This is a genomic window from Marinovum algicola (assembly GCF_900109145.1).
GTDB lineage: Bacteria > Pseudomonadota > Alphaproteobacteria > Rhodobacterales > Rhodobacteraceae > Marinovum > Marinovum algicola.
Genome location: NZ_FNYY01000040.1, coordinates 1 through 13,593 on the forward strand (window position 1 = coordinate 1; position 13,593 = coordinate 13,593).

The following is a 13,593-nucleotide window of genomic DNA, read 5'->3' on the forward strand; positions in this document are numbered from 1 at the left end:
CTCGGACCGCTCGGACCGCTCGGACCGCTCGGACCGAGCCGGACTGCCTCACCGGCGCGGTGTCAACCGCTTGATGGCGTACTTCCGCCTGCGGCCATGCAAGCTACCGTCAAACCGATCGACACCGCCGATGAGAAGCCGGGCTCAGTTTTCGCTCAAAACCGTGGCACGGACGGCGTAGACGCGCGGTCTATTGGGCACTGCCCGCGGCATCTTGTACTGCAATGCGTCACTCAAGCGTAAGCGTAGCAAGTCCTTGGACTTGTGAAGTCTGGCAGCCTCCTGTGGATCGAAACCCGTATGGATCTCACGCCAGCGGTCCGGCTTGATGTAGAACCAGTCCTGATCGCGCCACCCGGCATCAGCTGTTTCAGCGCTACCGACCTCCTTGAACCGCGTTGCATTGGCTGCGAGATACGTTGCGGTCCGGTTGATCGCCTCCCGGACCTGAGCGGCAGTCTTGCCACCCCGCTCCTCGTACCAAGACCTGAAGAGCCCCATGGCTGCATCCCACGCCTCCCTCCTGTTCCAGCCTGTCAGGCCGGCGCTCGTCGCCATTTCGCCGGCCAGTCCGGCCACCGCGAATTTGTTGAGGACCCGGTGAGCCTGCCCGTCTGAGGCCAGATCAAGGTCCTTGGTGTAGATGTGGCATAATTGCTTCATGGTCCCATGCCACTTCTCGACCTTATCGCTTCGGGCCATCAGCCATTCTACGAAGGCAGGTCCTGCCAAGCCATAAGACGCCGCAGCGGCCTCTTGCAGGCTATCCGCGAAGTCCCGGCCGCTGGCTGCGCCATGCAGGCAATCGAAGGCTCCGAAGCGCCTGCTGCCGCCGTCCAGATCGATCAGTCGCACCTCCTGTCCGGCCGTCACATTGCGGTTCGCGCTGCCCATATGATCCTCGAGCGACAGTTCACCACTGGACAGCACGGGCACTGTCCACCGCAGCCGCCTGTCTGCAGAGGCTGAGCGCCCCATCCTCGCCTTGCCGCGGCCGTTGGCGAGCATGTAGACGATCTCGCCGGCGATCCGCGCATCGACTTCATGGAGTTCGTCCAGCGCCAGCAATGTGTTGTTGCAGGCAGCCGCGATCGCTTCGATGCCATTGTCGGTGCCGCGCCAGCTTTGCTTGAAATCGGGCGCACCCCAGACACTGACAGCGGCACGCAGCAAAGTAGACTTGCCGCAGGATGATGGACCGCGAAAGTGAAAGCCGCCCCCCTCCGCGCCCATGATCGACAGCAAGGGCCCGCTGAAGGCTGTGGACAGCGCCAGAACCATCAGGGGGTTCCCCGCGCAGCATTCGGCAACATCCCGCTTCCATTCCTCCAGGGTGCCACGGGTGTGCATGGCTTCCGCGACGGCCTTGGAGACGCCATCAGAGATGGCCTGACTTTCTCCTATGACGTCACCGCTACCAAGGACGAAGGCATCGAAATCCGCGCCTATCCAGCCGAGGCGATCCGTGCGCTCGTATCGTGACACAGTGCACCAGCTTGCAAGTATCCTCAGAACGGTCTTGTCGGCCTTCTCGATCTCGCCCAGTTGCAGCCCAAGGTCGAACAGCGGCTCAAGCGCAGCCGGGGCGCGCCTTTGCACCTGGCTGGCGTCGAGGATCGCCTCATGCCAGCGGCCATCCGGGTCCTTGACCGTGACCACCATGCCCCATCCTGTGCCCTGACTATCGCGGCACCACCCCTTCACCTGCAAGGGCGAGCAGACCCTTAGCGGCGCGCCCTTGTCGGTCGGGTCCTTCACGGTCATGTAGATACCGTCTTCCTTCTGGAAGAAGTCCTCAGGCAAGCCGCGCTCAGGCTTGAACGGACCGTTCGCGGGGTCGGTTGCGGCGCCACGCGCTTCGGTCGCTTGCATGGCAAATGTCGGTTGGTGCATGAGCGGTACTCCTTGGCAATAGCATATGGACGGCACGCCATAGGGCGCACCGGCAGGATGGGAAAAAGCTAGTCAGATGACATGCTTGGGGTATGCGTCCGGTGTGACCGGGCGTTGACTTTTAGCGTTGGTGCCAGTGCCAGGGTGCGAGTTCGTCGATGCGGTTGATCTTGTGATCGGCGATGTGGGTCAGCACGCAGGTCAGCCAGGCCTCGGGATCGATACGGTTCATGCGGGCGGTCTCGATCAGGGTGTAGGCGACCGCGGCGGCCTTGCCGCCACCTTCCGAGCCCATGAAGAGATAATTCTTCCTTCCGAGAGTCAGCGGCCTGATTGATCGCTCACAGATGTTGTTGTCCAGTTCGAGCTGGCCGTCTTCGAGATAGGCCCGCGCCTTCGGCATGCGGCCGAGGGCGTAACGAATGGCCTCGGCCAGTTTGGTTTTCCCCGAGATTTTCGGCAGTTGGCTCTTCAGCCAGTCTTCCAGGTCGTCGAAGATCGGTTTGGCCTTGGCCTGTCGCAGCGCGACGCGTTCCGCGGGCGGCCTGTAGCGCGCTTCCTTTTCGACGGCATAGAGCCTGGCGATGCGTTCGATGGTCTCCTTGGCGATGGTGGACCCGGTGCGCTCGAAGACATCCACGAACTTGCGGCGAACGTGGACCATGCAGGCCTGCTCGGTCGCCAGTCCTTCACCGAACAGCCCGTTGAAGCCGGTAAACCCGTCGGCGTGCACGATGCCCTTGTAGCTCTTGAGATGCGCAGCAGGATGTTTGCCCTTGCGGTCTACACTGAACTGATACCAGGCGCAGGGCGGGGCCTGGCCGCACCATGGCCGTTCATCCCGGACATAGCTCCACATCCGCGCGGTCTGGGCGGTGCCCGTTTTCTTGCCGGTCTGCAACTTCACCGGGGTGTCATCGGCGAAGAGCGCGGGCCCGGCACGCACGACCTTGCCGATATGCTCGGCCAGCGGCGCGAGCAGAGCCGTCGCGCGACCGACCCAGTCGCACAGGGTGGAACGGTGCAGATCCACCTTCTCTCGGGCATAGATTTCGGACTGTCGATAGAGCGGAACGTGGTCGCAGTACTTGCCGACCAGAACGTGCGCGAGCAGGCCCGGACCGGCGCGACCACGCGTGATGGGGCGGCTCGGGAGAGGCACCTGTGCAAAGGCATCGCAACATGAACACGCCATGCGCGGGCGGACGATTTCGCGGACGACGAAGCGGCCGGGAATGTATTCCAGTTCCTGGGTCACGTCTTCGCCCAGCGGGCGCAACGACCCGCCGCAATCGGTGCAGGTCTTGCCCGGGGACAGAACCTCGGACTGGCGCTCCAGATGCTCGGGCAGAGGGGCGCGGCTGTGTTTGCGCCTTTCCGGCTTTTCGTCGGTCGGACCGGTGTCGTCCTGCTGGGCGTGCGCGGACTGTCCGATCTCGCGATCCTCGTGCAGATCGAGCGCCAGCTGATCCGCCGTTTCGGATTTCGAGCCGAACCGCGCCTTGCGATGACCTGCAAGCTGATGCTCGAGTTTCTCGATCTTCAGCGCTTGCGACTTCGCCAGATCGAGCAGCCCCTGCGCCGCATGGCGCAGTTCCTCGGGATCAGCAGGCAGGGCTTTGAACGACTTCAGCATTGCCGGATTCATACCATCCGGCGACAGGGAAGTGAAGACTACTACGCTGTATTCGCTTGCAAATTTCCTGTCGTGAGCGGGCGCCAGGTCTTGTGCTGGATGCGCCAGTCAATCCCTTCCAGAAGCATCGACATCTGCGAGGGGCTGAGAGATATCTTGCCGTCCTGGGCAGCCGGCCAAACGAAGCGCCCGCGCTCCAGGCGTTTCGAGAACAGGCAGGCTCCCTGCGCGTCCCACCAGATTACCTTCAAAAGATCGCCCCGACGTCCCCGGAAAACGAACAGATGCCCCGAGTACGGGTCTTCTTCCAGAACCTTTTCGGCCTGTGCCGCCAGCGTGTTGAACCCGCGCCGCATGTCGGTCACGCCCGCAGCCAGCCAAATCCGCGTGTTGCTCGGCACCGGGATCATGCCATCAGCCCCTGCACCAAGCTAACGATCGCGGACAGCGCGGTTGGCCCTTCGACCATGATCCGCCGACCATCCGACAGCGTGATGTCGATCCGCTGCGCCATGGCAGAACCCGGGGAAGCGACCACCTCCGGCTTGTGATCGATCGAGGCGCCATCGATCTCGACCGGAAGGAACACGGTGTCGGTCTCCGCCTCGTCCAGCGCGGCAGGCGCAAACCTCGGATCGCGCAACCAGGTGAAGATCAAGTTGGCGTTCATCGCGTACCGCCGCGCCACCTGTGCGACCGAAACCCCGGGCGCCCGCGTCTGCGCGCAGATCGATCTCTTCTCTTCATCCGACCAGAACCGCTTCTTCTGCCCTTTCTTGCTCGCCATAGAGTGCCTCAGAATGTCCATCATCGAGAATGGACACTATCAGCCGCGGATTCCCTACATCAGAGCAGTCAGACCGGACGCATACTGCTTGGGGTGTCTGATTTCTGTTATAGCAATCGGCTCACCGCTCTGCGTTGAGGCGCGCGAAAAAATCGCACAATCACGAACACGTGATCACGCCAACGACCGAATGCTCTTCGAATCCCCGGTGTTTCGGACAGCCGGTTCCTGATCCCCCGAACCGTGCGTTTTGGGGTTCGGCTTTAGAAATAGTTCAGCGGGTTCCCCCGTGCTCGATGCAAGGTGGAGGTGGTGGCCTAAAGAGTCAGGCGCACAACCTTCTGCTGGCCCGCAGATATACCGAACGGCCTGAGCTGAACCATGAAGGAAAGGTGGTGACGCGTGTTTTGTCCAGAGCCTCCTTGAGGATCTCGACCTCGAGCGTCTTGCGGCCGAGCTGCCGCTCCAACTCGCGAATACGATCCTCCATCTGGCGAACCGCGCGATTGCTGGTCACGTTGTCATCCTCGGACACGGCTACGGCGCCCCCATCCAGCATCAGGCGCCGCCAACGATACAGAAGGTTCGAAGCAACGCCATTCCGGCGAGCGACGACCGAGATGCTGGCGCCGTCCTCCAGGGTCTCCTCGACGATCCGCATCTTTTCGGCAGCAGGCCAGCGGCGCCGATGGCCGCCATCGGTGATGATCGCATAGTCAGATAAGCACGTGCTTAGGTATATGCCTAAGCCTCCATGGTTATGCCCAAGTGTCCGGGCGAAACAGGGGCCAGTTCACTATCCCGGCAGGCCCTCCCCTTCCCTGCTCGACAAGGCACGACCTCGCTGCTTCTGAGCCCGACTTCTACATCCTCCTCGGCGAGAGGCGCAACTTCAGGGAGCGCGTCCAAGAGGTCTTCCGTTATCCTAGAGACCGGTTCCTGATCCCCCGAATTTCGGCCGCCGGTCCTCGACCCCACCAAGTTATCCACAGGCGTTAGGTGTTAAATAGGTGTTAAATAGGTGTTACGCGAATCGATGGATTTTTAACCCATTGAATTATCGCATGAAAAAGCACCTATTTTAGCATGCCGGTGTGTAGAGTATCGAAGAATGGTGGGTAGACTATCGAAGAACGGTGTGTAGAGTATCGAAGAACTTGGCGGTGGGTAGACTGTCGAAGAATGGTGTGTAGAGTATCGAAGAATGGCGAGACCTCGGAAACGGACCGCGTTGCTGCCGCAACGGCACACCGAACCTGATCTGTTTGTATGCGATATTCTCGACGCGACGCCGAAGAGTGATCGGGCGTCGATGGAGCATCCCCTGTTTTCCTTGTCTGTGAAGAAGGACATGGCTGCGTTCGAGTACCAACAGGGCAACGTGAAGGTAAAGATCACGCCGGCGGCCCAGGAAGGCCGGGCGAATGTATTCGACAGGGACATCTTGATTTATGTCCTGAGCCAGCTCATGGCTGCGCAGAACGAAGGGCAAAAGATTGGCCGACGCGTGCAGATTTCGGCGCACGATCTGCTCAAGGCCACCAATCGTCATACCACCGGCCAAGCCTATGCCACCCTGCGCCGCGCCCTTACCCGCCTGCAATTCACCCAGATCGAGACGAACATCCACGATCATGGCTTGGGCGAATGGCGCTCGATCTCGTTCATCACCGATGCCCGGATCGTCAAGGAGGACTCGACGGGACGCCTGCTGAGCGTAGAGCTGGAGATGGGGGACTGGCTCGTAAAGGCCATCGAAAACAAGAACGTCCTGACATTGAACAAGGCCTATTTTCAGCTTCGCAAACCATTGGAACGACGTATCTACGAGTTGGCGCGGAAGCATTGCGGAACACAGGATGTCTGGCGCATCGGCCTTGACAAGCTGCAGCACAAGACGGGTTCGACCTCCACTCCGAAGGAGTTCAAGCGGCTCGTCAAGGCGATCTGCAAAGCGGATGAGGCACAGTCTCACATGCCTGACTACCGTTTCAGGCTCGTACACGACATTCTGGAAGTTACTCCAAAGTCCGAGTTCCGAGATATCTATGCCGATGGCGGTCATTCGGGGACGATGGATGCCGTCCGGCTGTCTACCAGTGCTTATGAGCGAGCCCGTGTCGCTGCGCCAGGTTGGGACGTTCATTACTTGGAACAAGCTTGGCGAAACTGGATGGCCGATGGCGTTCTCGACGCGCCGGGTGACCCGGACAAGGCTTTTCTCGGGTTCTGCGCGAAGTGGTTCGAGAAACGCGGCAGGCCTTGAAGATCGAGCCGCAATTTCTGCCCCTCCCCTCCCCTTCTCGACAAGGGTCCGGCGTGCGGGTCCTGAGCTCGACCTCTACGTCCTCCTCGGCAAGAGGTGCAGCTTCAGGGAGCGCGTCCAAGAGGCACTTCCGTTATCTGAGATATTGGTTCCTGATACCCCGAACCTTGGTAGCCCCCAAACCTCTGGCCACAGATGTCTTTCCAAAAACCATGCGTGTGTGAAATGGCGTTCCGCCGTGTGTGAAGTGTCGTTTGGGCCTTGGCGTGTGTGAAGTGTCGTTTCTCAAGGCGGCCCCATGAGCAACACCAGGAAATTTGCTCGACCGGCTCTTTTCAGAAACCTCGAGACAGCTTATGTGTTCAGATGTACACATGCTGAAAAAGAACAGGCCATGCCCACCAGCACCACAATGACCATCCGGCTCGATCCGCTGCTAAAGGCGAAGCTGGGGAAACTAGCGGATGAAACACGCCGCAGCCGATCCTTCCTCGCGGCCGAGGCGGTGGAAGCCTACGTGGATCGGGAACTGGCCATAATCGAAGGCATCGAGCGCGGCCTTGCGGATGTGGAAGCCGGTCGGACGGTTAGCCACGAAGATGCCATGGCATCCGTGCGCCAGGCGATTGAGGATGCCGCAGGCGGCACTGCATGAGCCGACCGGTTCGATGGTCCATCGAGGCGCAGACTGATCTTGCAGACCAAGTTGCCTACATCGCCCGTGACAACCCCGCAGCGGCGCGGCGCCTGGCCGATGCCATTGACAGAACGGCCTTGGGCCTTGGCGACATGTCGACAGGGCGTCCCGGTCGGGTGGCAGGCATCTACGAGAAGTCGGTGACGGGCCTGCCCTACATTCTCGCCTATGCGTTTACCCAGGCGGGCGGCGAAGAAGCGGTGGCGATTGTCCGGGTGATCCATACCTCTCGCGACTGGACCGCTGAAAGATGGCCAGACTGATCCGGCCATGACAGCGCCCTTGGCCGAGTCTGGAATTCCCGAGAATGGGCCAACGTGTTTCGACTGAGCCGGCGTGGCGGGCAGTTCAACGCCGTGAGGCCCATTCGGGACGAGTTCCTTGCATCCGGCGCAGCATTCGCGGGGTTTTGCACGAGTGTCATGGGCGCACGCGCAGCAAAAGCCCCCAGCCACGCTAAAGTATCCTAGAGTAGGGAAGGATACCTCAGGGTATCCAAGGGTAGCCTTGGCATGTCTGCCACAGGCAATACAGTTCTTCCCTTGGGTACTCATGGAAATGCTTCCCTTGGCAGGGCCAACCATGGATACTCATGCGCACGAGCAGAAAAACAGAAAGGCATAGAAATGCCCGTCATATCATTCGCGTCGTCCAAGGGCGGCGCCGGCAAGACGACGTCTGCCATCATCCTCGCAACCGAACTGGCTCAAGGCACGGACATTGTTCTGATCGATGCCGATCCTGCAGGGCGACTGACACGCTGGTCGAGGCTTGCGCCGCTTCCACCCGGGATCGAGGTTGTTACCAGTCAGGGGGAGCGCAGCATCCAGGACGAGATCTCCGCGGCCCGGGCCCGTGCAACCTTCGTTCTTATCGATCTGGAAGGCTCCGCGTCCCGGCTCACGTCCTTCGCGGTCTCGGAGTCGGACCTGGTCATCGTGCCTACGGGCGACGAGCAGCAGGACGCTGATGAGGCCATCGAAACGCTGGCACAGATCGCGATGGAGGGCAGGGCGCGGCGGCGGGACATCCCCGCTGCGGTTCTGTTTGCCCGCACCAATGCGGCTGTCAAGAGCAAGCTGGAGAAGCACATCAACAGCCAGTTGCGCGGCGCGACGCGGGTTTTCGAGACCGAACTGCACCGTCGTACGGCCTTCTCGTCGCTGCACAACATGGGCGGGGGGTTGCGTCAGCTTGACCCGTCAGAGGTCAACGGCATCGACAAGGCCATCGCCAACGCCCAGGCCTTCGCGTCAGAGGCCATCGACATGCTGGAGGAGGTCCACCATGCCCAGGTCGCTTGATCTTGATCGCCTCAAGCAGTTCGAGACAACAGCGCCGGTCCGAGAGCCCGCTCCCGCACCTTTAGCGCCCCCGGCTGACCGCTGGCCAAGCCGAGAACCTGTCCGGGATGGCCAGATCAGCATCAAGGCACCGCTGGACGTCATCGAACGGTTCCGCAAGCTCTGCAAGGACGACCGACGCACCTATGCCGACATGCTGGCGATCCTCATGACCGAGTATGAGCAGAAAGCTGAAGGCCATGGGTGAGGGCAGGGGGAGAATTCGGTTTCTCCAAAGGCGCGGAATCGAAGCCTTTTCAGCTACTGCCCGGCCTGCTCGCGGGCTTCACGCCGAATGTCGCCAACCGACTTCGTGGACAGTTCGCCGCGGCGCGCTTGCTCGATACGCGGCTGCAGATAGTCTGCCAGTGCACTGAACGCTTCCTCTTCGCTCATACCATCAAGGGCAGGGGCTTGGAAAAGAAACCCTCCGCCCTCCGCTGCAAAAGCCATCCAAAGAAAGCAAAACGCGGGCCGTTGGGACGGCCCGCGTGATCGGAGTGCGCGCTTGGGCACCCTCGGGAATTCTGAGAGGGTCAGACCGCCTTGTTGGCGAAGTCCTGTGCCAGGGCGCGGATGTCGCGGCGGGCGAGGCCGATATCGGCCAGGTCGCGGTCGTCGAGCGCGTTCAGCTCGTTGAAAGTCCGGTTGAAGGCGGCGCGTTTGGCGCTGGCGGCCTTCCAGGCCTCGACCGCGTTGTGAAGCGTGGCCGACAGGTTGAAGCCGGATTGGGTATTGGACAGTGCATAAGCCATGTTGAGCGTCCTTTCGAGGTTTCGGGGCGTATTCCCCGGGGAGGATCATTTCCTCCGTGACACTCAGATAGGGGCGGATGGTTGCGCTAACAATCCACAGTTAGCGCGGGTCCGCCATGCAATTGTTGCAATGCAGCATGGGTGGGCTGGTTCGGTCCTGGCGCCCTTAGAACAGGAAATCGTCTGCGGTCATGTTCGGCACGAATTGTACCAGGATCTCCATGTCGCGCGCGCCATCGCCGTCGGCGTCAACCTGGACCACGGTCGATCCTGCCGCCGTCGTGACCACCCGAAAGGCCGGGCCGGAGGCGGTGGAGAAACTGGCGGAGCCGAGGAAATCCAGCGCGCCACCGCCAATCCCGGTCAGGTCGACATAGTCGATGCCCTGTTCGAAATCGCGGATGGCATCACGGACCGCCCCGCCGACCGGGCTTTCGGCGACACTGAGAAAGACGAAACGGTCGATGCCCTCCTCTCCGAAGAGTATGTCGCGCCCGAGGCCGCCGATGATGATGTCATCTCCCTGGCCGCCGCGGATGACATCAGCGTCCTCGCCGCCGTTGATCAGGTCGTTGCCTTGGCCGCCGTTCAAGGTGTCCGCGCCGGCATCGCCGGTCATCGTATCGTTGCCCGTGTTGCCGGAGATGAGATCGTTACCGGTCCAGCCGCGCAGGGAATCGTCACCCCCGCGCCCGTCCACCAGGTCGTTGCCTGAGCCCGCATCGAAACTGTCGTTGGCCTCGCTGCCCCGCATGGTGTCGTTCAGGTTCATGCCGTAGACCGTGCCTGTCACCGCGCCATCGGCCAGCCCCTCGTAGGTGTCGGCCCCGATGCCAAGGAAGACGTCACCGTCGATCAGCCCGCTGTTGGTCAGGATGTCGTCACCCTGGTCCATGTCGACCTGGCCGATCATCGTGCCGCTGTTGGTTACCTGTTCGCCAGTCTGGTTGCCACGGAATGAGCCGCGTTCGCCGCTGACAATGCCGGTGTTGAACAGCTCTGCCCTGTCTCCGCCGCGCATCGGAAAGAAGTCGATCGCCCAGTATTCGTCCGCCGTGATGGTGCCGTGATTGATCACCACCGAGCCGTTGCCACCTCCGATGCTGGTTCCGGACCCGATGGTTATTCCGGTGCCTAAATTGCCGACTCCGGCGATCACGCCGCCGGCCTCATTCGTGATATGGGTGCCGTCGCCGGTGGAATAGACGCCATGGCGTTCGGAGTTGGTCGCCTCGGTGTAGACTTGGAGCGTTCCGCTGATGAAGCCGCTGTTGACCAGTGTATCGTAACCGGCGCCCCAACCGAATTCGCCGACGGTGTCGAATCCCATGTAGACGCCGGTCGCCCCGATGATCGTCCCGGTGTTGGTCAAATAGTTCGAGGCGTCCGCCATCATCACGCCGATCGCACGCGGAGATACGATTTGCCCGTCGTTGTGCAACTGACCGGAGCTCACCAGATCGACGTTGGAGGCATCGATGAACGCCCCGCCTTGGGCGTCCGCCCCGCTTCTGACCACGCCGGTCTCGCCAATCGAGATGGTGCTGCCCGAGCTGTATCCGAAGAGCCGGATACTCGTGTCGTCGCCGGAGATGATTGTTCCGTCGACATGCAGCGAGTTGCTGTTGCCTTGGATCGTTACGTCGGCCGTCGAGGCCAGCGTCACGCCTTCGAGTACGAAGAGGCTGTCGCCGTTGGCGGCGAAGGTGAAGGCGGTGCCGGCTCCGATAATATCTGTGGTTTGAATGGTAGCGGTCATGGTGACCTCCGAATGGGCTAAAATGGTTCGTTGACGCCGGGTGGAGCCAGTGCGTCAAAATTCGGGGCGCGCAAGCGGGATCACATCCGGCAGGCGGGCCTGAAGGCCCGGGTGAATAGGACGAGGATGGCCTGAGACGGGGCCTGTCGAAAGGATTTTTTGCGCGGGTGAGGCATGGCATTGGTCGGGCAGGGAAAATTCCCGGCAGAGTGACTGAAGGCGCGCAGAAGTGGATTTGCTGGCTCGCCCTTGATCGGCTGACAAACCTAGCGACCTAACTTGAGCAGGTCCGGCTGCGATGATGCCGTTGCGCGGTCACTCGCGGATGATGCGAAGGCTCTTTGGCGAAATCAGCGAGGCTCGTTTATCTTTGCTGACCATGCGTAGGGAAAAGCCTTTCAAGATCAACTCTGCGGCTTCTTCGAGGGTATTGACGAAAACTGCGTTCTCGGCGTGGTGTTTCTTGGCGCCAAACATCGGGTTGCCGAGGCAATAGCCTCTCTCAGTAAGATCCGGCTCCTCAGTCACGCCGCCCCGAGGTGAAATTCGCTCTATCCGTATGACCTTGCCTGCCATTTCCTCATTCCCATTATTTCAAAGTGTGATGTTGCATGCACTTCAAAACGAAAATCGGCGCCGCCGCGACCCCTGGTTCCGAGGAACCGGGCAGGTCGCGACGACGCCGTAGCCTTGCATCTGACAAGGACTGGTGAGGTCGACCCCTAAGAGGGGCGATTGGTCAATTGGCTCAGGTAGTGCCCCTTCGCGCCCTGTCCGCGCGCATAGACATCCTCGTAACGAATGATGTCGTCCTCGCCGAGGTAGGCGCCAGCCTGGACCTCGATCCGCACCTTTGGCCCGTCATCGTAAAACAGAGCAACAGTCGGAAAAATCCAGCTTCCGGCGGTCCAGCGTTGGGGAGCAGAGCAGATCTGAAAATTCCACCCTCAGACTTCTTTCTTCAGCGCCTCGACAAGGTCGGTCTTTTCCCAGCTGAAGCCGCCATCTTCCTCAGGCGCCCGGCCGAAGTGGCCATAGGCCGCGGTGCGGGCATAGATCGGCTTGGCCAGGTCCAGGTGCTCGCGGATGCCGCGCGGGGTCAGGTCCATGACCTTCGGGATCGCGCGTTCGATGGCCTCCATGTCGGCCTTTTCGGTGCCGAAGGTGTCGACGTAGATCGACAGCGGCTTGGCCACGCCGATGGCGTAGGACAGCTGCACCTGGCACTTCTCGGCGAGGCCGGCGGCCACGACGTTCTTGGCGACGTAGCGCGCCGCATAGGCCGCCGAGCGGTCGACTTTGGTCGGGTCCTTGCCGGAAAACGCGCCGCCACCGTGCGGGGCCGCGCCGCCGTAGGTGTCGACGATGATCTTGCGACCGGTGAGACCGGCGTCCCCATCCGGGCCGCCGATCACGAAGGTGCCGGTCGGGTTGACCCACCATTCGGTCTCTTCGGTGATCCAGTCGGCGGGCAGAACCTCGCGGATGTAGGGCTCGACGATGGCGCGGATATCGGCGGATTTCTGGAACTCGCTCTCGTGCTGGGTCGAGAGCACGATCGAGGTCACGCCCACCGGCTTGCCATCCTCGTAGCGCACCGAGATCTGCGATTTCGCGTCCGGCCGCAGGGTCGGCTCATCGCCGGATTTGCGTGCCTCGGTCAGGCGGCGCAGGATCGCATGGGCATACTGGATCGGTGCCGGCATCAACTCCGGCGTCTCGTTTGTGGCATAGCCGAACATGATGCCCTGGTCGCCGGCGCCATCCTTGTCGACGCCCTGGGCGATATGCGCCGACTGCTCATGCAGGAAGTTCAGCACGTGGCAGGTGTTCCAGTGAAACTTTTCCTGCTCGTAGCCGATCTCGCGGATGCAGTCGCGGGCGATCTGGCCGATCCGGCCCATGTAGTTCTTGAGCAACTCCTGATCGGTCAGACCGACCTCGCCGCCGATGACCACGAGACCGGAGGTGGCAAAGGTTTCGCAGGCGACGCGGGCCATCGGATCCTCGGCGAGCAGCGCGTCGAGCACCGCATCGGAGATCCGGTCACAGACCTTGTCGGGGTGCCCTTCCGAGACGGACTCGGAGGTGAAGACGTAATTCTGACGTGTCATAGTTTATTTTGTCCGTAATTTAGTAGCGGTAATGTTCCGGCTTGAACGGGCCTTCCGGCGTCACGCCGATATAGGCCGCCTGCTCCGGTGCCAGCTCGGTCAGCTTGGCGCCGATCTTGGCGAGGTGCAGCTTGGCCACCTTCTCGTCCAGATGCTTGGGCAGGATGTAGACCTGGTTGTCGTATTGCTCGCCCTTGGTCCAGAGCTCGATCTGCGCCAGCACCTGGTTGGTGAAGCTGGCCGACATCACGAAGGACGGGTGACCGGTGGCATTGCCGAGGTTCAGCAGACGACCCTCGGAGAGCAGGATGATCTTGTTGCCCGAGGGCATCTCGATCATGTC

Annotated in this window: 15 protein-coding genes and 1 pseudogene; 5 read left to right on the plus strand and 11 right to left on the minus strand. The window is 61.3% G+C overall.

What is annotated here, in order from left to right; all coding sequences use genetic code 11:
* Nucleotides 1-144 precede the first annotated feature (144 nt).
* The 5 genes and pseudogenes from BMW90_RS25255 to BMW90_RS25275 all read right to left on the minus strand — a co-directional run.
* Nucleotides 145-1,893, minus strand: a complete 1,749-nt coding sequence (locus tag BMW90_RS25255) for a DUF927 domain-containing protein (protein WP_074840448.1) — start codon at nt 1,891-1,893, stop codon at nt 145-147.
* Nucleotides 1,894-2,014: 121 nt separating this feature from the next.
* A complete protein-coding gene (gene tnpC, locus BMW90_RS25260; protein ID WP_074840477.1) occupies nt 2,015-3,529 on the minus strand; it encodes an IS66 family transposase in 1,515 nt (504 codons plus the stop codon).
* A 41-nt stretch (nt 3,530-3,570) separates the two neighbouring features.
* Nucleotides 3,571-3,939: an IS66 family insertion sequence element accessory protein TnpB gene (gene tnpB / locus BMW90_RS25265; RefSeq protein ID WP_074840450.1), complete on the minus strand. Its 369-nt coding sequence runs from the start codon at nt 3,937-3,939 to the stop codon at nt 3,571-3,573.
* Nucleotides 3,936-4,316 (minus strand): IS66-like element accessory protein TnpA, encoded by a 381-nt coding sequence (tnpA, locus tag BMW90_RS25270; RefSeq protein WP_074840452.1) that lies wholly within the window; start codon nt 4,314-4,316, stop codon nt 3,936-3,938. Before tnpA ends, tnpB begins: the two co-directional genes overlap by 4 nt.
* Before the next feature lie 400 nt (nt 4,317-4,716).
* Nucleotides 4,717-5,056 (minus strand): annotated as a pseudogene (locus tag BMW90_RS25275) (transposase); the annotation flags it as partial.
* A 491-nt stretch (nt 5,057-5,547) separates the two neighbouring features.
* On the opposite strand from BMW90_RS25275, the gene BMW90_RS25280 reads away from it, so the two are divergent.
* The 5 genes from BMW90_RS25280 (at nt 5,548) to BMW90_RS25300 (ending at nt 8,830) form a co-directional block, all read left to right on the plus strand.
* Nucleotides 5,548-6,582: a replication initiator protein A gene (locus BMW90_RS25280; protein WP_244526623.1), complete on the plus strand. Its 1,035-nt coding sequence runs from the start codon at nt 5,548-5,550 to the stop codon at nt 6,580-6,582.
* A 298-nt stretch (nt 6,583-6,880) separates the two neighbouring features.
* Entirely contained in the window at nt 6,881-7,237 is a 357-nt protein-coding gene (locus BMW90_RS25285) for a CopG family ribbon-helix-helix protein (RefSeq protein WP_244526626.1), read from the plus strand.
* The gene (locus tag BMW90_RS25290; RefSeq protein WP_074840459.1) at nt 7,234-7,542 is read left to right on the plus strand and encodes a type II toxin-antitoxin system RelE/ParE family toxin; all 309 of its coding nucleotides are present in this window, start codon (nt 7,234-7,236) and stop codon (nt 7,540-7,542) included. The genes BMW90_RS25285 and BMW90_RS25290 overlap by 4 nt, the downstream gene beginning before the upstream one ends.
* A 363-nt stretch (nt 7,543-7,905) precedes the next feature.
* A complete protein-coding gene (locus BMW90_RS25295; RefSeq protein WP_074840461.1) occupies nt 7,906-8,583 on the plus strand; it encodes a ParA family protein in 678 nt (225 codons plus the stop codon).
* A complete protein-coding gene (locus BMW90_RS25300) occupies nt 8,567-8,830 on the plus strand; it encodes a hypothetical protein (RefSeq protein WP_074840465.1) in 264 nt (87 codons plus the stop codon). Before BMW90_RS25295 ends, BMW90_RS25300 begins: the two co-directional genes overlap by 17 nt.
* A gap of 53 nt (nt 8,831-8,883) precedes the next feature.
* On the opposite strand, the gene BMW90_RS27320 is transcribed toward BMW90_RS25300, so the two are convergent.
* From BMW90_RS27320 to BMW90_RS25330, 6 genes are all read right to left on the minus strand, one after another.
* The gene (locus BMW90_RS27320; protein ID WP_074840467.1) at nt 8,884-9,075 is read right to left on the minus strand and encodes a hypothetical protein; all 192 of its coding nucleotides are present in this window, start codon (nt 9,073-9,075) and stop codon (nt 8,884-8,886) included.
* A gap of 83 nt (nt 9,076-9,158) precedes the next feature.
* Entirely contained in the window at nt 9,159-9,377 is a 219-nt protein-coding gene (locus BMW90_RS25310; RefSeq protein WP_074840469.1) for a DUF1127 domain-containing protein, read from the minus strand.
* A 166-nt stretch (nt 9,378-9,543) separates the two neighbouring features.
* Nucleotides 9,544-11,136, minus strand: a complete 1,593-nt coding sequence (locus tag BMW90_RS25315; protein WP_074840471.1) for a M10 family metallopeptidase C-terminal domain-containing protein — start codon at nt 11,134-11,136, stop codon at nt 9,544-9,546.
* A 315-nt stretch (nt 11,137-11,451) separates the two neighbouring features.
* On the minus strand, nt 11,452-11,712 hold the full coding sequence (locus BMW90_RS25320) for a hypothetical protein (protein WP_074840473.1): 261 nt from the start codon (nt 11,710-11,712) through the stop codon (nt 11,452-11,454).
* 371 nt (nt 11,713-12,083) lie between these two features.
* Complete coding sequence (gene metK, locus BMW90_RS25325; protein ID WP_074840475.1) at nt 12,084-13,250, minus strand: methionine adenosyltransferase; 1,167 nt, start codon at nt 13,248-13,250, stop codon at nt 12,084-12,086.
* Nucleotides 13,251-13,269: 19 nt separating this feature from the next.
* The coding region (locus BMW90_RS25330; protein WP_139211554.1) for an adenosylhomocysteinase at nt 13,270-13,593 on the minus strand (324 nt) is incomplete at its 5' end.

What these genes read in the sequence shown, in the direction of transcription:
- BMW90_RS25255 (WP_074840448.1), bottom strand. Translation starts at nt 1,893, where the DNA reads ATGCACCAACCGACATTTGCCATGCAAGCGACCGAAGCGCGTGGCGCC.
- tnpC (WP_074840477.1), bottom strand. Translation starts at nt 3,529, where the DNA reads ATGCTGAAGTCGTTCAAAGCCCTGCCTGCTGATCCCGAGGAACTGCGC.
- tnpB (WP_074840450.1), bottom strand. Translation starts at nt 3,939, where the DNA reads ATGATCCCGGTGCCGAGCAACACGCGGATTTGGCTGGCTGCGGGCGTG.
- tnpA (WP_074840452.1), bottom strand. Translation starts at nt 4,316, where the DNA reads ATGGCGAGCAAGAAAGGGCAGAAGAAGCGGTTCTGGTCGGATGAAGAG.
- BMW90_RS25285 (WP_244526626.1), top strand. Translation starts at nt 6,881, where the DNA reads ATGAGCAACACCAGGAAATTTGCTCGACCGGCTCTTTTCAGAAACCTC.
- BMW90_RS25290 (WP_074840459.1), top strand. Translation starts at nt 7,234, where the DNA reads ATGAGCCGACCGGTTCGATGGTCCATCGAGGCGCAGACTGATCTTGCA.
- BMW90_RS25295 (WP_074840461.1), top strand. Translation starts at nt 7,906, where the DNA reads ATGCCCGTCATATCATTCGCGTCGTCCAAGGGCGGCGCCGGCAAGACG.
- BMW90_RS25300 (WP_074840465.1), top strand. Translation starts at nt 8,567, where the DNA reads ATGCCCAGGTCGCTTGATCTTGATCGCCTCAAGCAGTTCGAGACAACA.
- BMW90_RS27320 (WP_074840467.1), bottom strand. Translation starts at nt 9,075, where the DNA reads ATGGCTTTTGCAGCGGAGGGCGGAGGGTTTCTTTTCCAAGCCCCTGCC.
- BMW90_RS25310 (WP_074840469.1), bottom strand. Translation starts at nt 9,377, where the DNA reads ATGGCTTATGCACTGTCCAATACCCAATCCGGCTTCAACCTGTCGGCC.
- BMW90_RS25315 (WP_074840471.1), bottom strand. Translation starts at nt 11,136, where the DNA reads ATGACCGCTACCATTCAAACCACAGATATTATCGGAGCCGGCACCGCC.
- BMW90_RS25320 (WP_074840473.1), bottom strand. Translation starts at nt 11,712, where the DNA reads ATGGCAGGCAAGGTCATACGGATAGAGCGAATTTCACCTCGGGGCGGC.
- metK (WP_074840475.1), bottom strand. Translation starts at nt 13,250, where the DNA reads ATGACACGTCAGAATTACGTCTTCACCTCCGAGTCCGTCTCGGAAGGG.